Annotated in this window: 10 protein-coding genes; 8 read left to right on the forward strand and 2 right to left on the reverse strand. The window is 74.4% G+C overall.

Annotated features, from left to right (window positions below):
• Positions 1–2 precede the first annotated feature (2 nt).
• A complete protein-coding gene (locus tag ACZ6YG_RS14995; RefSeq protein ID WP_148031526.1) occupies positions 3–362 on the reverse strand; it encodes a hypothetical protein in 360 nt (119 codons plus the stop codon).
• A gap of 392 nt (positions 363–754) precedes the next feature.
• Between ACZ6YG_RS14995 and ACZ6YG_RS15000 the strand changes: the two genes are divergently transcribed.
• From ACZ6YG_RS15000 to ACZ6YG_RS15015, 4 genes are all read left to right on the forward strand, one after another.
• Positions 755–1,102, forward strand: a complete 348-nt coding sequence (locus ACZ6YG_RS15000; protein ID WP_466018289.1) for a hypothetical protein — start codon at positions 755–757, stop codon at positions 1,100–1,102.
• Between the two features lie 45 nt (positions 1,103–1,147).
• Complete coding sequence (gene secD / locus ACZ6YG_RS15005; RefSeq protein ID WP_345483119.1) at positions 1,148–3,406, forward strand: protein translocase subunit SecD; 2,259 nt, start codon at positions 1,148–1,150, stop codon at positions 3,404–3,406.
• A gap of 199 nt (positions 3,407–3,605) precedes the next feature.
• A complete protein-coding gene (locus ACZ6YG_RS15010) occupies positions 3,606–4,841 on the forward strand; it encodes a PP2C family protein-serine/threonine phosphatase (RefSeq protein WP_271279755.1) in 1,236 nt (411 codons plus the stop codon).
• Between the two features lie 50 nt (positions 4,842–4,891).
• Positions 4,892–5,749 (forward strand): FRG domain-containing protein, encoded by an 858-nt coding sequence (locus ACZ6YG_RS15015; protein ID WP_466018290.1) that lies wholly within the window; start codon positions 4,892–4,894, stop codon positions 5,747–5,749.
• Here the strand turns inward: ACZ6YG_RS15015 and ACZ6YG_RS15020 are convergent.
• Complete coding sequence (locus ACZ6YG_RS15020; protein ID WP_466018291.1) at positions 5,653–6,480, reverse strand: alpha/beta fold hydrolase; 828 nt, start codon at positions 6,478–6,480, stop codon at positions 5,653–5,655. The two genes, ACZ6YG_RS15015 and ACZ6YG_RS15020, sit on opposite strands and share 97 nt — an antisense overlap.
• Before the next feature lie 887 nt (positions 6,481–7,367).
• Between ACZ6YG_RS15020 and ACZ6YG_RS15025 the strand changes: the two genes are divergently transcribed.
• Genes ACZ6YG_RS15025 through ACZ6YG_RS15040 form a run of 4 tightly spaced genes read left to right on the forward strand, consistent with a single transcriptional unit; the run spans position 7,368 to position 20,016 of the window.
• Positions 7,368–8,639, forward strand: coding sequence for a thioesterase II family protein (locus ACZ6YG_RS15025; RefSeq protein ID WP_466018292.1), 1,272 nt, complete (start codon positions 7,368–7,370; stop codon positions 8,637–8,639).
• 4 nt (positions 8,640–8,643) lie between these two features.
• The gene (locus ACZ6YG_RS15030; protein ID WP_466018293.1) at positions 8,644–14,325 is read left to right on the forward strand and encodes an amino acid adenylation domain-containing protein; all 5,682 of its coding nucleotides are present in this window, start codon (positions 8,644–8,646) and stop codon (positions 14,323–14,325) included.
• Positions 14,322–19,820 (forward strand): type I polyketide synthase, encoded by a 5,499-nt coding sequence (locus ACZ6YG_RS15035; protein ID WP_466018294.1) that lies wholly within the window; start codon positions 14,322–14,324, stop codon positions 19,818–19,820. Before ACZ6YG_RS15030 ends, ACZ6YG_RS15035 begins: the two co-directional genes overlap by 4 nt.
• A gap of 1 nt (position 19,821) precedes the next feature.
• Positions 19,822–20,016, forward strand: coding sequence for an MbtH family protein (locus ACZ6YG_RS15040; protein ID WP_148031534.1), 195 nt, complete (start codon positions 19,822–19,824; stop codon positions 20,014–20,016).
• Positions 20,017–20,018: the final 2 nt, after the last annotated feature.

Genomic DNA, 20,018 nt, shown 5'->3' on the forward strand with positions numbered 1-20,018 from the left:
CTCTAGACGGGCGGCGGGCTCCGGGAGCCGGCCGCGCGATGACCCGGCTGCTGGGGGCCGCGGATGGCGGCCGAGCCCGCTTCCGGCCAGGACGGGGCGTGCCTGACGGACACCGTCTCGGCACGCTGGCGCGCCGGCCACAGGCGGGGCAGGTGCTCCGCCCTGACCTGCTGGTGCGGCAGCGTCGACACCGCCGTCACCTCCGACCCGGGCGTCATCACCCCCGCGGTCTGGACGCGCTGCTGCACCGGGTGGACCCCGGCCCAGCGAGGCGTGGAGGCGACCATGACCAGGGCAAGCAGCAGCAGGCCCACCACCGCGAGAAACGGGGTGGAGCCACGTGTGATGCTCCGGGTCGCCATGAGGCCGACCATAGCTCACTTTCCTGGTGGAAGCACCGGTCAAAGTCGCCTGATCAGGGTGGCGTCCGCACTCTGGAACGGGCCCGGGAAAGCACCCCTGAAAGGCGCCGATACCGGCGAGGCGTCCGGTGCTGGGGCGGGCACGCCGTAGGGTGGAGGCTTACGCGCGTGAGTGCCTTCGCGGCGCGCGTGTGCCAGCATGGAGATCGGATCCAGCCGTCCGGTCGCGTACCGCCGGTGGACGGGACGATCCCGCTGATCGTCCCGGTAAGATCATCGTCACCGATGGCGGCGGCTGCGCAGCGGGGAAGCCGCGTTCCGCGCGGCCCGGCCGGATCTCCGGCGTCCACACCGCAAGCACGTCAAGATCAAGGCAGCGACGAGGAGGGACCGTGCGCACCAGGGTGCCCGCAGTGCTCCTCCTCATGCTGTCGTGGTTCCTGCCCGCCCCCGCCCACGGACAGGTCGTCCAGGTCGTCACCGCGCAGGGGGTGACCCAGCAGGCCCAGCAGGGCAGTCACCACCCGGGCGCGCGCAAGTCGCCGCTCCCGCCGTCCACCGCCCAGGCCCGGACGATCTCGTACGAGATGAGCGGCGGCGCCGCCCTGCTCCCGCCGGGCCCGCCGCGTCCGTCGCTGCACGCCGCAGCCGCCGAGCGGCCGCACGCCTGCGCGGGGTTCACCGCCGCCTGCCAGGAGACCACCCCCGCTCGCGCGCCCCCTTCCTCCACGGCGCTCTGAGAACACCTGGTCCCTTCTTTCCTCTCAAGCCCGTGGAGGCTTCCCATGTCACGTGCGCCGCTCTGGCGCGCACTGGCGGCTTTCGCCGTCATCGCGACCTCATTGGTCCTCGCCCTCACCATGGCGCCGCGGCTCGGCCTCGACCTGCGCGGCGGCACCCAGCTCGTGTTCGAGACGCGCGACTCGCCCACGATGAAGGCCGACTCCGAGGCCACCGACCGCGCCCTCGACGTGCTCCGCCGGCGGGCCGACGCGCTCGGCGTCGTCGACCCCACCCTGGTCCGCTCCGGCGAGCAGCGCATCATCGTCGAGCTGCCCGGCGTGCTCGACCCGGAGCAGGCGGCCGAGGTCATCGGCAAGACCGCCCAGCTGTCCTTCCACGCCGTTAAGGGAGTGGCCCAGGAGGGCGAGAAGGCGGAGAACGGCGAGATCGTGGTCGCCGACGAGAGCGGGCAGCGTCTCAGGCTCGGCCCGCCGGTCATCAGCGGTGACGGCGTCAGCGACGCCAACGAGCGCAGCGACCCCCAGCAGGGGCCGGGCTGGTGGGTGAGCGTCCAGTTCCGCGACGCCGCCGCCTGGCAGAAGCTCACCGGCGAGGTCGCCTGCTTCGAGGCGGGCGACCCGCGCCGGCGGCTCGCGATCCTGCTCGACAACGAGATCATCTCCTCCCCGCAGCTCGACCCGTCCATCGCGTGCCGGGCCGGCATCCCCGGCGGCGGCACCGACATCACCGGTGACTTCACCCTTGAGGAAGCCCGCGAGCTGGGCGTGCTGATCAAGGGCGGTGCGCTGCCCGTTCCGATGGAGCTGGTCGAGCAGCGCACGGTCGGCCCCACGCTGGGCGCCGACGCCATCGAGGCCAGTGCCAAGGCCGGCGTGGTGGGTCTGCTTCTCACCACGCTGTTCATCGTCGTCATCTACCGGATGGTCGGCCTCGCCGCCGCCCTCGCGCTGGCCTGTTACGGGCTGATCTCGTACGCGGCGCTGGTGGCGATGGGCGCCACGCTGACCTTGCCGGGCCTGGCCGGTTTCGTGCTCGCGATCGGCATGGCCGTGGACGCCAACGTGCTGGTGTTCGAACGCGCCAGGGAGGAGTACGCGGGAGCGCCCAAGCGGGGCCTGCGCCATGCGCTCGACCGCGGGTTCAAGATGGCCTGGAGCGCCATCGCCGACTCCAACATCACCACCCTGATCGCCGCCGGGCTGCTGTTCTGGCTGGCCTCCGGGCCGGTCAAGGGCTTCGGTGTGACCCTCGGCATCGGTGTGCTGGCCTCGCTCGTGTCGGCCATGCTCATCACCCGCGTGTTCACCTCGCTGATCATCGACCGGATGGGCCCGCGCGTGTCCGGCCTCGGCTCGGTCGGGCGGGTCAGGACCTGGCTGACCAAGCGCGACCCGCAGGTCATGGCCCGCAAGACGCTCTGGCTGGGCATGGCGGTGGTGGTGACCGTGGTCTCGCTCGCCGGGCTGTTCGCCCGCGGGCTCAACTTCGGCGTCGAGTTCACCGGCGGCCGGCTGGTCGAGTTCTCCACCTCCACCCCCATCACGGCCGACACGGCCAGGCAGGCGGTCGCGGACGCCGGCTTCCCGAACGCGGTGGTGCAGGCTTCCGGCCCGGACGTCTCCGTACGGGCGGGCGAGCTGGAGATCGCCGAGGTCAACCGGATCCAGGAGGCGCTGGGCGAGGTCGGCGGTGAGGTGAACAAGAGCCGCGACGAGTTCATCGGCCCGAGCCTCGGCGAGGAGCTGCGCCGCAACGCGCTGATCGCGCTCGGCGTGGCGATCGCCGCCCAGCTCGCCTACCTGGCGTACCGGTTCCGCTGGACGTTCGGCACCGCCGCGGTCTCCGCGCTGGTGGTGGACGTGTCGGTGGTGATCGGGCTGTTCGCCTGGCTGGGCAAGCCGATCGACGGCGTGTTCCTGGCCGCGATGCTCACCGTCGTGGGTTACTCGGTCAACGACAAGGTGGTGGTCTTCGACCGGGTCCGGGAGCTGTGGGCGCTCAACCGCAAGGAGCCCCTGGCCAAGTCGGTGAACGGGGCGATCCTGCAGACGCTGCCCCGGACGATCAACACCGGTCTGGGCGCGCTGTTCATCCTGATGGCGCTGGCGGTGTTCGGCGGCGACTCGCTGCGCGACTTCGCCATCGCCCTGGTGACGGGCATCATCGTCGGCACGCTGTCGTCGTCGTTCGTGGCCGGGCCGCTGGCCATCACGCTGGGCCGGTTCGACAAGCAGCCGCCGCCGGAGCCGCCGCAGCCGCGTGTCAAACGAGCCCGCGAGGGCTCGGGCGCGGTGCTGTGACGAGCCCGTGAGGACAAGAGACGCGCCGGCGGTTCGCCGGCGCGTCTCTTGCTTTCCGGGGTGATGACGCAGGTCAGAGCCCGGCCACGCCCTCCATGCGACGCGTTTGCGGATGTTTGCCGCCGCCTTTGACCGGTGGGACACGGCAACCGCGAATAATGGCCAGCAACCATAAAGGCGAAATGGGGGGCGAAATCCGATGAGCGGCCCTCGTGATGTCCGGAATGCGCTGAGCGGCCTGCTGCGGGACGGGCAGCAGGCCACGCTGGAGGACCTGCCGAACCTGGCCGCCCGCCACGCTCCGCAGGTGGGTGTCCGGCAGTGCCTGATCTACCTGGCCGACCTGCAGCAGAGCACGTTGCGGCTGCTCGCCGAGCGGGACGGGCCGTACGGCCACCCCGGCGCGCCGGACGACGTCACCGAGGACAAGCCGCCCGACGACCTGCGCATCGACGCCACCTACGGCGGCCGGGCCTTCCAGGAGGTGCGCATCCTGCGCAAGCCCGCCGAGCGCGGCATGGAATGCTGGTGGGTGCCGCTGCTGAACGGCGCCGAGCGCCTCGGCGCGCTCCGCGTCCTCGTCGAGCGGCCGGACGACGTGGCCGAGGAGGACGTGCTCGACCTGGCCCAGTTGCTGGCTCTCCTGGTCGCCGGCCGGCGCTCCTTCAGCGACTCGTACACGCGCCTGGTGCGCTCGCGGCGGATGAACGTCGCCGCCGAGATGCTCTGGCATCTGATGCCGCCGCTCACCTTCGCCAACGCCGAGGTGACCATCGCGGGAGTGCTGGAGCCCGCCTACGAGATCGGCGGGGACGCCTTCGACTACGCGCTCGGCGACGAGATCGTCCACCTGGCCATCTTCGACGCGATGGGCCACGACGTGGCCGCCGGGCTGGCCGCCAACCTGGTCATGGCCGCCAGCCGCAACCTGCGGCGCGACGGCGCCTGCCTGGCCGCGACCAGCGAGGGCATCGAGAACATGCTGCTGCGCGAGTTCGGGGAGACGGCCCGGTTCGTCACCGCGATCATGGCCGACTTCGACCTGCGCACCGGCATGCTGTCGTGGGTGAACCGCGGCCACCACCCGCCGGTGCTCATCAGGGCCGGCCGATGGGTCACCACGCTGGACTGCCCGCCGACGGCCCCGTTCGGGCTCGGCCTGGAGCTTCCCGCGCAGGTCTGCCACGAGCAGCTCGAACCCGGCGACCGGCTGCTCATGTACACCGACGGGATCGTCGAGGCGGGACGCCACCGCGGCGAGCAGTTCGGGATGGAGCGGTTCGTCGACTTCATCCTGCGGCACTCCTGCGCCCGGCTGCCGGTGCCGGAGACGCTCCGCCGGCTCATCAAGGACGTCATGGACCACCACGAGGGCCGGCTCCAGGACGACGCCACGGTCCTGCTCACCGAGTGGCACGGCCGCGCCGGGGCGTAACGTCGCAGGTCATCGGTGTCAACCGGCTGCCTCGGGGCAGCGGTGCGGGGATGAGGTCGCACGAGGTGTCGTCGTGGCGGGAGCTGGACGACGCGATCTGCGAGGCCAGCAGGCCGCGCGGCAGCGCCCACGTGCATCCGACGCTGGTCTTCCGCGGGCTGGCCCGGAGCACGGACGCGCACGTGTCCAGCCTGTCGCGGCTGCGCGGCGACTACGCCGCCCTGGAGCGGCACCTGGTGCGCAACTTCCGCAAGTACGCCCACCGCGCCACGCCGGGGGAGACCGTGTGGGACTGGCTGGCGCTCGGCCAGCACCACGGGCTGCCGACCCGGCTGCTGGACTGGACGTTCTCGCCGCTGGTGGCCCTGCACTTCGCGACCGCGTCCTGGCCCGAGGAGGACGGGGCGCTGCTGGCCGTCGACTGCGAGCGCGCGCACCGGCTGCTGCCCGGGCCGCTGCGCGAGGAACTGGAGCGGGAGGGGGCGCTGGTGTTCACCACCGAGATGCTCGCCCGGGTGGCGGGCGACCTGGACGGGTTCGGCCGGCTGGCCGGCGACCGGCCGTTCCTGACGTTCTTCGAGCCGCCGTCGCTGGACGAGCGGGTCGTCAACCAATCGTCAGTGCTGTCGGCGACCTCTTCCCCCGCCTACCAGGTGCAGGAATGGCTGGCCGGGCATCCGGACCTGTGGCGGGGCTGGCTGCTCCCCGCCCGGGTCAAACTGGAGATCAGGAACCGGCTGGACCAGGCGGGCATCACCGAGCGGGTGCTGCTGCCCGGCCTGGACGGGCTGGCCGCCTGGCTGCGCCGCTACTACACGCCCGGCGAGGCCGACCGGGGCTCCTCCGAAGACGGCAGCACCACGGCCGGCGGTTCCGCCCACCGGGAGGAAGGCCGCATGGGCGCGTAGGAGTCGGCGAGGGCGGCCGCCTCCGCGATCAGCGAGGCCGTCATCCCGCCATGCTGGAACGGGAACACGTGCGCCCCCGGCACCGTCACCGACCGCCCCAGCGGGGCCGTGATGGCCAGGCCGTCGGCCCAGGCCTTCGGGCACATGTGGTCGCGCGCGCCCCGGACGACCAGCACCGGGCAGGAGATCTTGCCGATCAGGTACTCGGGGAAGTCGGACTGCGCCGAGCGGACGCACCGCAGCACCTCGGCCGGCCCGCCCCGCAGGTAGTACGGCACCGTGACGGGCAGCACGCTCAGCGGCTCGCGCACCACCGTGCGCAGGAAGGGCCGCGCCATCCGCCGCAGCGTCCGCTGGCGCGGCGGGAACGTCGGCCCGAGCAGCACCAGCGACCTCACCCGCGCCGGGTGCGCGGCCGCGACCCGCAGCGCGACCTGGGCGCCGCTGGAGTGCCCCGCGAGCACCACCGGCCCGTCGGGCACCGCCTCCAGCCAGTCGCCCACGGCCTCCGCCACGGCCGGCACCTCGGCCGCGCACGGCCTCGGCGGCCGGTGCCCGAACCCCGGCACGTCCAGCAGGAACGCGTGCGCCCACGAGGCGCAGCCGGCCAGCGTGTCCTTCATGTAGCCGACGGCGCCCAGGCCGGGCAGCAGCACGACCGTCTCGCCGCGGCGCCCCACCTCCAGGCTCCGCATCCGGCGGCCACCCACGTCGTCCCAGCGCTCGCGCATCCGCAATCCACCCACACGCGACGCCCTACCGGAATCGAGCCCGTTCAAACGTGGGCGAATTGTTTTCCGGCGGCTCCGAGGCCGAGCGCATTCATATTGATAGGGATTTTTCTCGGGGAAATGCGGGGGAGGGATTTCGAGGCTTTCTTACTGGATGTGTTGCAACCAAAGGCCATCCTTGTCATGATGTCGTGCCCCGTCGCGGTTCCCCGTGTTTCCGGTCCCCGGGGAACGGTGCCGTCGGCCTGCTCGTAGCGACTACGGCCGATATTGCTCGAACAGCTTTCTCGCCTTGACAAGCTCCTATTCATGTGGGCCGGAAAGTGGTGTGAAATCGCGCCGATGGTGGTGGCCGGATCGCCGGACCGTGGTCGCCGGGGCCGGGATCTGACGAAAAAACGCGCGAGCCGGGAATTCTTGTCACGGGGCCGGCCGCCCTGAGGCTCGGGGGCGCCTGCGGCTCGCCGTGCGGAAGCTCACCGACGGCTGGGCGCAGCAGTGAATCACCCTATAAGGACAGATTTGGAGATAAAGGCGGACATAGCGGACAGTAAGGCCCGGAATCGGTCCGCCGTATTTGGTTTCGGTCGCATTCGGCCGCCTCGCACGCGCGCCTATCATCCCAGGGCTGCCTGGGCAATATTTCCCCGGGTCTGATTTTTGTCGCGTCGTATGGCGGAAGAGCGTTAATCGCGGCGTTGACTCCTCCTCTCAACCTGGATATAAGAGTTCTTGTCGCACTACCGCGTTACATCGCACGAAATGTAGTGACCCTTCGTAGTAATTCCCCATTTGCTTAGTTGTTCCGAGGCATTTGTCGAGGAGCGCCGTAACATGGCGATTGACGGCCTGTACATCGAGCGACGAATCCATCACACTCCGACAACTTGCGCCGCTCCCCGCCGGGGAGGTGCTGGACGATCGCCGGCTTCTTGACGGCGGCGCAGCGGACCCCCCATCCCACGGTGCCCGCTCCCGCCCGCACGCTGTTCTGCCTGCCCTACGCCGGAGGAGGCGCGAGCGCTTACGGAGGTCTCCTCCGCGAGCTCGCCGGCCTCACGGTGACCCCCATCCAGCTCCCCGGCCGCGAGAACCGCATCGCCGAGCCGCCGGCCTTCACCGTGGGCGAGATCGCCGACGAGATCGAGCCCGCCACCGGCGCCCCGTACGCGCTGTACGGGCACAGCATGGGCGCGCGGCTCGCCTTCGAGGTGGTGCGCGAGCTGCGCCGGCGCGGCCTGCCGCCGCCCTCGCGCCTGTACGTGGGCGGCGCCCACCCGCCGCACCGCAAGGTCCCGCTCGCCGCCACCGCCGACCTGCCCGACGAGGCGTTCATCGACCAGCTCGTCCGCCGCTCGGGCGCGCTGCCCGAGCTCAAGCACGTGCCCGAGCTGCGCGAGCTGCTGCTGCCCGTGCTCCGCGCCGACTTCGCCTGGATCAAGAGCTACCGGTACGAGCCGGAGCCGCCCGTCGACACCCCGATCGTCGCCTTCACCGGCCTGGACGACGGCGAGGTGGGCGCGGCGGACATGCTCGGCTGGGCCCGCCACACGACGGCCGGCTTCCGCCTGCGCACCCTCGCGGGCGGCCACCTGTTCGTCAAGGACCGGCCCGGCGACCTGGCGGCCCTCATCGCCGCCGACCTCGCCGGCGTCCACCCCCTCCCTGACCTGGGCGAGGTCCACCTCTGGCTGGGCGGCGGACCGCTTCCGTACGGCGAACACGGAGACGCCGGGCTGACCGTCGCCACCTGCCAGGCGGCCGGCCTCGTCCTGACAGCGGCAACCCGCGCCCCGACCGTGGGCGTGGCCCTCACGCACCCGGCCGGGCCGGTCGACGCGGCGAGGTGGCTGAGCGCCGGGGAGCGGGAGCAGGTCGAAGGGGCCGCGGAAGAGGACCGGCGGTGGCTCGAACTGCGGGCCGTCACCGCGAAGCGGGCGCTCGCCGCCGCGGCGGGTCCCGGCGCCGACCCGACGGCCGCCGGGTTCCCCGATCTGGCCGATCCGGCGCCGTGGCGGGCCTCGGAAGGCCGGCTGTCCGGCTGGTGGGTCGTCCACCTGCCGGTGCCCACCGCCCGGGGCGAGGCGCCGGCCGCCGTGGCCGTGCCGTACGACCGGGTGCGGCTGAGATTCGACACGCTGCCCGACCGGGCCGGATGACGGGGTGAACGTGACCACCGCGACGCTGCTCCACGAACTCGTCACCGCCCAGGCCGCCCGCACTCCTGACGCGCCCGCGGTGCGGCAGTGGGACACGAGCCTGACCTACCGCGGGCTCACCGCCGCGGCGGGAGCGCTGGCACACCGGCTGCGCGAGCTGGGCGCAGGTCCGGAGACGCGGATCGGCGTGTGCGGGCGGCGCACGCCCGAACTGCTGGTGTCGGTGCTGGGAGTCCTGATGTCCGGCGCCGCGTACGTCCCCCTCGACCCGTCGCACCCGCGCAAGCGGCTGGAGACCGTCATCGGCGACGCCGGGATCACCCTGGTGGTCGCCGACCAGGCGGGCCGCGGCGTCCTGCGCGACCTCCCCCTCCGCCTCGTCGCCCCCGCCCAGGGCGAGCTCCCGCCCCCGGAACCGGCCGCCGCCGCGGAGGGCTCCGCGGCGTACGTGCTCTACACCTCCGGATCCACCGGGCGGCCCAAGGGGGTCGTGGTGAGCCACGCGTCGGCGGTGGCGTTCGTGACCATGGCGGGCGCGTACTTCGGCCTGGACGCGTCGTGCCGCTCCATCGGGTTCGCGGCGCTCGGGTTCGACGTGTCCGTGCTCGACATCTTCGCGCCGCTCGCGCGGGGCGGGTGCGTCATGCTCACCGCCGACGAGGACCGGGTCGATCCCGTACGGCTGCAGCGGTTCCTGGAACGGCACCGGGTCACCTGGGGCACGATCCCGCCCGCGCTGCTGCCGCTGCTCGACCCCGACCGGCTGCCGGCGCTGCGCGACCTGCTCACCGCGGGGGAGCCGGCCGGGCCCGAGCAGGTGGCGCGGTGGTCGCGGCCGGGCCGCAGGCGGTTCCACAACTGGTACGGGCCGACCGAGACGACCGTGTGCGTGGTCGGCACCGAGCTCGACGGCGACTGGGACCGGCCGTTGCCGATCGGGCACCCGCTGCCGGGCTGCACCGCGTACATCCTCGACGACCTGCTCCGGCCGGTCCCGCCGGGCACGCCCGGCGAGCTGTGCGTCGGCGGGCCGCAGCTCGCCCGCGGCTACCTGCACCGGCCTGGGCTGACGGCCGAGAGGTTCGTGCCGGACCCGTACGGCGAGCCCGGCGCGCGGCTGTACCGGACCGGGGACCGGGTGGTGCTGGACGCGGAAGGCCGGATCGGCTTCATCGGCCGGCTGGACCGGCAGGTGAAGGTCCAGGGGCAGCGGGTGGAGATCGGCGAGATCGAGGTGGTGCTGCGCGCCCACCCCGAGATCCGCCAGGCCGTCGTGGACGCCGGCACCGGAGCGGGCGGGCTGACGGAACTGGTCGCGTACCTGACCCCGCAGGAGGCCCCGGACCTGGAACGGGTGCGCGCCCACTGCCTGGACAGCGTGCCCGCGTACATGGTCCCCACCCGGGTGCTGCGCCTGCCCGCACTCCCGCTGACACCGGCAGGCAAGGTCGACCTGGCCGCCCTGCGCACCCTCGGCGACCAGCACGCCCACCCCTCCGGCCCCGAGGTCACCACGGAGGAATCCGGCCACCGGCTCGCCCACGAGGAAACCACCAGCACCCATCGGACGGCCCCGCCCACGGCCGACCAGCAGACGACTCCTCGCGACGGCGAGCAGGGGGCCGGTTCGTCTGCGGCCCGCGAGAGCGATCACCTGGGCGGGGGTGAGGTGATGGTGCGGGAGGTGGCCGCGGCCTGGGGGGAGGCGTTCGGGGGTGCGGAGCCGCTGGCGGATGACGACTTCTTCGCCCGCGGGGGCCACTCGCTGCTGGCCATGCGGCTGACCGCGCTGCTGCGGACCCGGCTGGGCCGGGAGCTGGCCGTCGAGGACGTGCTGGCGGGCAGGACCGTGGCCGGGATCGCCCGCCGGGCAGCGGCGGCGCCTCCGCTGCGGGAGGAGCCGCCCGGCGACGGACCGGCGGCGCTGTCGGCGGTGCAACGGCGGATGTGGTTCGTGGAGCGGCTGGCCCCCGGCACGCCGGCGCACAACATCGCCATGGCCCAGCGGCTCACCGGCCCGCTGGACGTGGCGGCGCTGCGCCGGGCGCTGGCGTCGGTGGCCGAACGGCACGAGGTGCTGCGCTGGCGGGTGCCCCAGACGGGCGGCGTCCCGTCCGTGACGGTCACGCCGCCCGGCCCGGTGCCCCTGCCCGTCGAGGACGTGACCGACGCGGAGCTGCGCGAACGGCTGCAGGCCGAGGCGCGGCTGGCGTTCGACCTGGCCGAGGGGCCGCTGTGGCGGGCCAGGCTGCTGCGGCTCGCCCGGGACGAGCACGTGGACGAGCACGTGGAGGAGCACGTGCTCGCCGTCACCGTCCACCACCTGGTGTTCGACGGCTGGTCACAGAAGGTGCTGTACGAGGACATCTCGCGCGCGTACCGGCAGGAGGCGTTCCCGCCGCTGCGCGCCACCTACGGCGGGTACGTTGACTGGCTCGGCCGGCGCGACGGCGAGGCGGACCTGGCCTGGTGGAGCGGGCACCTCGACGGCGCGCCCACGGTGCTGGACCTGCCGCGCGACCATCCGCGCCCGCCGGTGCAGACGTTCGACGGCGAGTCCGTCACCGCCGAGGCGGGCGCCGAGGTCAGCGCCGCCGTGCGGGAGCTGGCCGTGCGGCTCGGCGGCACCCCGTACGCGGTGCTGCTCGCTGCCTACGGGCAGGTCCTGCGGCGGCTGTCCGGCCAGCCCGACCTGATCGTGGGCACCCCCGTCGCGGACCGCCGCGACCCGGCGCTCGACCCGGTGGCCGGGTGCCTGGTGCAGGTGCTGCCAGTGCGGCTGCGGGTGGACGACGGCGCGCCGTTCTCCGCGCACGTCACCCGCTGCCAGGAGGCGCTGTCGGGTGCGCTGGCCCACCTGGACGTGCGGCTGGAGCGGCTGGTGGACCGGCTCGGGCCGGGCCGCGACCTGTCGCGCAACCCGCTCGTGCAGGTGCTGTTCAACATGTACGACTTCACCGAGCCGCGGCTGGACCTGCCCGGCGTCGCGGCGGCCCCGCTGCCTCCCGGGCTGCCCGGCTCCTTGTTCGACCTCACCCTGTACGTGGGGGAGCGCGACGGGTGCTATGTGCTGCAGGCCGTCTACAACCCCAGACTGTTCCGCCGGTCGCGCGTCGACGCGCTGCTGCACGGCTACCTGCGCCTCCTCACCGACCTCACCGCCGACCCAGCGCGTCCCGTACGCGAGTCACGCCTGCGCCCCCGTCCTGGACGAGGTGACGAAGGGCCGCTCCCGGACCCGGCTGAGGTCAAGCCGCTGATCCCGGCAGGGGCGGCCAGCGTCGATGGCGTGGCGGCGACGGCGGGGGCCCAGGCCGGGGTGGTGGGCGTCGGTGATGCGGCCGGGACGCCGGGGGCCCCGGACGGGGTGGTGGTGAGCGCCGGTGACGTGACGGGGGTCCCCGCCGGGGTGGTCGTGGGCGGTGACGTGGTCGAAGTGGCCGGAGTCCACGGCGGGGTGGCGAGTGACGTGGCCAAGGTGACAGGAGTCCACGGCGGGGTGGTGGGCGCCGGTGACATGGCTGAAGTCGCCGAGGTTCAGGGCGGCGAGGTCTTCCGCGACGGCGGAGCGTCGGCGGGGGCGCAGGGCGGTCACGGGGTGTGGGGCGGTGCTTCGCCGGATGTGAGTACGGGGCTCATGGACGCATCCGGGGCGGTCCGGCTGCCGGACGGGACTGCGGTGCTGTCCGGATGGGACGGGGCCGGGGTGGTGGAGCGGGTGCTCAAGCAGGTGGCGGGTGGGCCCGAGCGGGTGGCGGTCAGCGGCGAGGACGGCGAGCTGACGTACGCGGACCTCTCCCGGCTGGCCGATGCGGCGGGCGCGGCCGTGCGGGCGGGGGAGACGGTGGCGATCCTCGCCGAGCGTACGCGCGAGCTGCCGGCCCTGATGCTGGGCGTGCTGGCGGCGGGAGCCCGCTGGGCGGTGCTGGACACGGCGCTGCCGCCCGCCCGGCTCGCGGCCCAAGCCCGCGCGGCCGGCGCCACCAGCATCATCGCCTGCCCCGGCATCCAGATCCCGCCCGACCTGGCATGGCTCCCTCCAGCAGGAGAACCCCGCACCCCCGCTAACGGTGAGAAAGGGCCAGCCGCCCTGGCAGCCCGGAATCTGACCGGTGAGGAAGGGACTGCGGGTCCCGACGTCCTGAACGGAAGTGGTGACCGGGCAGTAGCGGCCACGAACGGCAGTGGGGACCGGACAGGGGCGATCCTGGGCGGGAGCAGCGACGGGGCGGAGGTGGGTTCGGGGCAGGGTGGGACGGCCTGTCGGGTGGTGGCGATGGAGGAGCGGGGGTATCTGGCGTTCACGTCGGGGACCACTGGGGAGCCCAAGCCCGTGCGGACGCCGGAGCGCCCGCTGGCCCGGTTCCTCGACTGGTACCCGCGCGCGTACGGCCTCACCGGGGATGACCGGTTCGCGCTCCTGGCCGGGCTGGCGCACGACCCGCTGCTGCGGGACGCGTTCACCCCGCTGGTGCTCGGCGCCACCCTGCACGTGCCGGGCCCGGACCTGGTGCGGGACCCCGCCAAGCTGGCCGGATGGCTGCGCGGGCGAAGGATCACCGTCGCCCACCTCACCCCGCAGCTCGCCGCGCTCATCGCGGCCGCCGGGGTCCGGCTTCCGGATCTGCGGCTGGTGCTGTTCGGCGGCGACCGGCTCACCTACGCCGACGCCGCCCGGTTCCGCCGCGTCGCCCCGGACGCCCGCCTGGTCAACGCCTACGGCACCACCGAGACCCCCCAGGCGCAGGCCGTGCACGAGATCGGCGACCCGCCGGACCACGGCGACCCGGTTCCCGCCGGGCACGGCGTGGACGGCGCCGAGCTGCTCGTCCTCGACGCGGCCGGCGCGCCCGCGGCCGTCGGCGAGCTGGGCGAGGTCGTGGTCAGGAGCCGCCGCCTGGCGGAGTCGTACCTGGACGAGACCCTCACCCGGGAGCGGTTCGCCCGCGAGCGGGACGGCGAGACGGCCCGCTACCGCACCGGCGACCTCGGCCGCTACGACCCGGACGGCCGCGTCGTGCTCGCCGGCCGGGCCGACGGGCAGGTGAAGATCCGCGGCTACCGGGTGGAGCTCGGCGAGGTCGAGGCCGCGCTCCTGGCCCACCCCGGCGTGCGGGCCGCCGCGGCCACGGTCGCCGAGCGGCCGGGCGGCAGGGTGCCGCTCGCGTACGCGGTCACCGACGGGCCCGCCGTCGGCCAGGCCGAGCTGCGCCGCCACCTGGCCGCGAGCCTGCCCGGCTACGCGCTGCCGGCCGAGCTCGTCCTGCTGCCCGCGCTCCCGCTCACCCCCAACGGCAAGGTGGACCGCGCCCGGCTGCCCGCCCCGCCGCCCCGCCCCGCGCCGGCGAGCGGCCAGGAGCCCGCCACCGGCACCGAACGCCTGGTCGCCGGCGTCTGGCGCGAGGTGCTCGGCCTGCCCAGCATCTCCGCCGGCGCGAACTTCTTCGAGATCGGCGGGCACTCGCTGGCCACCGCGCAGGTCCAGGCCCGCCTGGCCGCCTCGCTCGGCCGCGAGGTGCCGATCGTCGACCTCTTCCGCTTCCCGACCGTACGAGATCTGGCCGCGCACCTCGACGGCGAACGCCGTCCGGCCGGCTGGGACCGAGCCGCCCGGCGGGTCGCCGCGCGGCGGGCACGATCCTCACCCCACCGGCCACAGCAGCCCAGACAGGAGAGCAACGAATGAACCACGAAGAAGGCAACGGGGTCGAGCCGATCGCGGTCGTCGGGCTGGCCTGCCGCCTGCCGGGCGCCGAGGACGTGCCCGCGTTCTGGCGCAACCTGGTGGACGGGGTGGAGTCCGTGAAGTTCCACACCCGGGCCGAGCAGGAGGCGATGGGCGTGCCCGCCCACCTGCTCGACGATCCGATGTTCGTCCCGGCGGCCTCCGTCGCCGACGACTACGGCGCGCTGGACGCCGCCTTCTTCGGCATGTCGCCGCGCGAGGCGGAGCTGCGCGACCCGCAGCAGCGCATGTTCCTGGAGCTGGCCAACACCGCGCTGGAGGACGCCGGCTACGACCCGGCGCGCTACCCCGGCGAGATCGGCGTGTACGGGGCGATCGGCTCCGACGAGTACCAGTGGCTGTACGTGCGGCCCAACACCGAGGTGTTCGCCTCCGTGGGCAACCTGGCCGTCTACACCGGCAACCACCCCGACTACCTGGCCACGCTCGTGTCGTACAAGCTCGACCTGCGCGGCCCGTCGCTCACCCTGCACACGGCCTGCTCGTCCTCGCTGGTGGCGCTGCACGTCGCCTGCGAGGCGCTGCGCGCCGGCGAGTGCGACATGGCGCTGACCGGCGGCGCGTCGCTGGAGCTGCCCGCCGAGTGGGGCTACCTGTACCACCAGGACGGCATCTACTCCCCGGACGGGCACTGCCGGGCCTTCGACGCGTCCGCGCAGGGCACGATCTGGGGCGGTGGCGGCGGCATGGCCGTGCTCAAGCGGCTGTCCGACGCGATCGCCGACGGCGACCACGTGCGCGCCGTCGTCATCGGCAACGCGATCAACAACGACGGCGCCACGAAGGTCGGCTTCTCCGCGCCCAGCGCCGAGGGCCAGGCCGCGGCGGTCTCGCAGGCGCTCGGCGTCGCCCAGATCGACCCGCGCACCGTCACCTACGTCGAGGCGCACGGCACCGGGACCTCGCTCGGCGACCCGATCGAGGTCGCCGCCCTGGCCGGCGTGCTCGGCGCGGCCTCGGAGGAGACCGGCTGGTGCGGCATCGGCTCGGTCAAGACCAACATCGGCCACCTCGGACCGGCCGCGGGCATCGCCGGTTTCATCAAGACCGTGCTCGCGCTGGAGCACGGCATGATCCCGCCCAGCCTCAACTACGAGCGGCCCAACCCGCGCATCGACTTCGAGTCCGGGCCGTTCCGGGTCAACGCCACCCTGACCAAGTGGGAGACGAACGGCCACCCGCGCCGCGCCGGCGTCAGCTCCTTCGGCATCGGCGGCACCAACGCGCACGTCGTCGTCGAGCAGGCGCCGCCCGCCCCGCTGCCGACCGCCCGGCCGCGCCCCGCCCACCTGCTGCAGCTGTCGGCCCGCACCCCGGCCGCGCTCGACGCCGCCGTGCGGCGGCTGGCCGGCCACCTGGAGGACCGGGAGGTCTCCCTCGCCGACGTGGCGCACACGCTGCGCACCGGGCGCAAGCAGCACAAGCACCGGGCGGCCGTGGTCGCCGCCGACCCCGCCGACGCGGTCGCCGCCCTGCGCGACTCACGCCGGGTGACCAAGGCCAAGGCGGGCACGCCCCGGGTGGCGTGGCTGTTCTCCGGCCAGGGCGCCCAGTACGCCGGCATGGGCGCCGGTCTCTACCGCACCGAGCCGGTGTTCGCCGCCGCCGTGGACGAGTGCGCCGCGCTGCTCCGCGACGAGCTCGGCCTGGACCTGCGGACGCTGCTGTTCCCCGGCGACGACGAGCGGGAGGCCGCCGACGAGCGGCTGCGCCAGACGGAGCTGGCCCAGCCCGCGCTGTTCACCGTCGAGTGGGCGCTGGCCCGGCTGTGGTCGTCGTGGGGGATCGAACCGGCCGCCATGATCGGCCACAGCATCGGCGAGTACGTGGCCGCCGCCGTCGCCGGCGTCTTCCCGCTGCCGGACGCGCTGCGCCTGGTCGCCACCCGCGGCCGCCTCATGCAGTCGATGCCGCCCGGCTCGATGCTGGCCGTGCGCCAGGACCACGAGGAGGTCCGCCGCACCCTGCCGGACGGGCTGTCCGTCGCCACCGTGAACGGCCCGGGCACCTGCGTCGTCGCCGGCCCGGCCGAGCTGGTCGAGCGGTACGCGGCCACGCTGGACGAGGCCGAGGTCCAGCACACCGCGCTGCGCACGTCGCACGCCTTCCACTCGGCGATGATGGACCCGATCCTGGGCGACTTCCACGCCGCCGTCGCCGCCGCCACCCGCGACGCGCCCAGGATCCCGTTCCTGTCGAACGTCACCGGCGCCTGGATCACGCCCGAGGAGGCCACCGACCCCGGCTACTGGACCCGCCACCTGCGCGAGGCGGTCCGGTTCGGCGACTGCGTGGCCGCGCTCGCCGCGGAGGGCGAGTGGCGGATGCTCGAATGCGGTCCGGGACGCCAGCTCGCCGGCCTGGCCAGGACGCAGCTGCCGCGCACCGCGCCCGCCCCGCTGCCCAGCCTGCCAGGACCCGCCGACACCAAGTCCGACCTCGAGGTCCTGTACGCGGCCGCGGGCACGCTGTGGGCCGCGGGCGCGCCGCTCGACGTCACCGCGATCACCGAGCCCGCGCGGCGCGTCCCGCTGCCCGCCTACCCGTACGAGCGGACCCGCCACTGGGTGCCGACCGCGGTCGACCCCGAGCTGATCTACCCGAGAGCCGCGCGGACCGGGGCGCTGCCGCAGGAGGAGCGCTTCTCGGTGCCCGCCTGGCGGCAGGCCCCCGTCACCCCCGTCCCGGCGGATTCCCTCGCCGGCGCCCGCTGCCTGGTCTTCGCCGGGCCCGGCGGGGTGCCGCTCCTCGACGCCCTGCGCGCCGCCGGCGCCGACGCGGTCCAGGTCGTCCCCGGCACCGCGTACGGGGTCGCCCCCGACGGCACGGTCACCGTCAGGCCCGCCGAGCGCGAGGACTACGAGGCGCTGATCGCGCAGACCGGCGTCCCCGCCAGGATCGTGCACGCCTGGCCGCTCGACGGCACCCCCGCCGAGGGCATCGCCGCCACCGACGCCGCCCAGGACCTGGGATTCTTCAGCCTGCTCGCCCTCGTCCAGGCGCTCGCCCAGGCCGACCGGGACGGCGGCGTCCATCTCGACATCGTCACCAGGGGCACCCAGGGAGTCGTCGGCGGGGACGTCACCAGGCCCGAGCACGCCACCGTCGCCGGCTTCACCGCCGTCGTCCCGCTGGAAGCCCGCTGGCTGACGGCCCGCCACGTCGACCTGGAGGAGGGCCCGTACGACCCGGCCGCCGTGCTCGCCGAGCTGGCCGCCGAGCCCGGCGAGCCGCCCGAGGGCGAGCCGCCGTCGCCGGTCGCGCTGCGCGCCGGCCGCCGCTGGCTGCGCGGGCACACCCGGGTGCCGCTGCCGCCGCAGGCCGACCCGCTGCGCCGGCACGGCGTGTACGTCATCACCGGCGGGCTCGGCGGCATCGGGCTCACCCTCGCCGAGGACCTGGCCGGTCGGGCGCAGGCCCGGCTCGTCCTGCTCGGCCGGTCGGGGCTGCCGCCCCGGGAGGAGTGGGACACCCTCGACGGCGCCCCCGACCGGGTCCGCCGCGCCGTCGCCGCCGTGCGCCGCATGGAGCGGGCCGGCGCCGAGGTGGTCGTGCTGGCCGCCGACGCCGCGGACCCCGGGGCGCTGCGCCGCGCCAGGACCGAGGCGCTCGACCGGTTCGGCCGCATCGACGGCGTGGTGCACGCGGCCGGGGTTCCCGGCGGCGGCATGGCCGAGGTCAAGGAGCGGGCGGCGGCCGAGGCCGTGCTCGCCCCGAAGCTCGCCGGCACGCTGGCGGTCCGCGAGGTCTTCGGCGACCTGCCGCTCGACTTCGTCATGCTGTGCTCGTCGGTCACCGCCGTGGCCGGCGGCTTCGGCCAGGTCGACTACTGCGGCGCCAACGCCTTCATGGACGCCTGCGCGCACGCCTGGCCCGGCCGGGCGGTCTCGGTCAACTGGGGCGCCTGGCTGGAGGTCGGCATGGCGGCCGAGGTCGCGGCCCCGGCCGCGTTCCGGGCGCTGCAGCGCGGCGACCGGGTCACCAGGATCGACCACCCGGTGCTCGGCCACCGCCACGAGAGCGCCGGCCGCCGGCCCTGGTACGCGGCCACGCTCTCCCCGTCCACGCACTGGCTGCTCGACGAGCACCGGGTGGCGGGCGTGCCCGTCATGCCGGGCACCGGCTACCTGGAGACGGCGCGGGCCGCGTTCGAGGCCGCGGTGCCGAGCCCGGGCCCCGGCCACGCGATCGAGCTGCGCGACGTCGCCTTCGTCGCCCCGCTGCCCGTCGCCGACGGCGCCGCCGCCGAGCTTCGGGTGCTGCTCACCCCGGCGGGCGACGGCATGGACTTCGAGGTGGTCAGCGTGACCGGCGGCGAGGCCACGCAGCACGCCCGCGGCTCGGCCGCCTGGGTCGCCGGGGAGCCGCCGCCGTCGGACCTGGCGGGCGCCCGGCAGCGATGCGTGTACGGCGGCGAGGACGGGCCGAGCCCGTTCGCCTCCGCCTCCGGCCTGGTCACTTTCGGCCCCCGCTGGAACAGCCTGCGCTCGGTGAGCCAGGGCGGGGACGAGCGGCTCGCCCGCCTGGAGGCGGGCCCCGACGTGGCCGCCGACCTGGACCGGCTGCCGCTCCACCCCGCGCTGCTGGACGAGGCGACGGCGTTCATCTCTGTCGCGTCAAGCTCCGTCTCCGGCGGCCACAGCTACCTGCCGCTCGGCTACGGCCGCGTCACCGTGCACGCGCCGCTCCCGGCCCGCCTGTGGAGCCACGCCCGCCACCGCGACACCGGCGGCGGCGAGGTGCTCGCCGCGGACCTCACCCTGTACGACGACGCCGGCGAACCGGTGGTCACCATCGCCGACTTCGTGCTGCGCCGCATCGACAAGGACGCCGTCACGCGGACCGTCGGCGAGGGCGCCCGCCGGCAGGCCGAGGACACCGCCGTCGACGAGGAGTCGGCCGCCGCCGGTCAGGCGCTCGACGTGGACGGCGCCAAGCGCGGCATCAGCCCGGCAGAAGGCGCCGAGGCGTTCCGCCGGCTGCTCGCCGCGAACCTCGGCCCGCAGGTCGTGGTCAACGCCACCGACCTGGCCGAGTACGTCGCCGGCGTGCGCGAGCTGACCCAGGACACGGTCGCCGGCGAGCTGGACGCGGCCGCCGCGGCGGGCGGCGCGGACGAGCTCCCCGACGACCACGTCGCGCCGCGCAACGAGCTGGAGAGCACGCTCGCCGGCCTGTGGGGCGAGGTGCTCGGCGCCCGCCGGGTCAGCGTCGAGCAGGACTTCTTCGACCTGGGCGGCAACTCGCTCGTCGCCGTCCAGCTCATCGCCCTCATCAGGAAGAAGGTCGGGGTCCGGCTGCCGATGCGCAGCCTCTTCCAGGTGCCGACCGTGGCCGGCATGGCCGCGCTCGTGGAGGAGCTGCGCGGCAAGCAGCAGGCCCCCGCCACCGGCACCACCACCATCAGCAGGCTCCCCCGGACGGAAAGGCGCTGACATGCGGGACGGCCAGTACAAGGTCGTGGTCAACGACGAGGAGCAGTACTCGATCTGGTTCGCCGGACGCCCCGTCCCCGACGGCTGGCGGGAGACCGGGTTCGAGGGCGCCAAGCAGAGCTGCCTCGACCACATCGAGCAGGTCTGGACCGACATGCGCCCGCGCAGCCTGCGCGAGGCCATGGACCACCACTAGGA

This window comes from Nonomuraea sp. NPDC054003 (assembly GCF_055585125.1).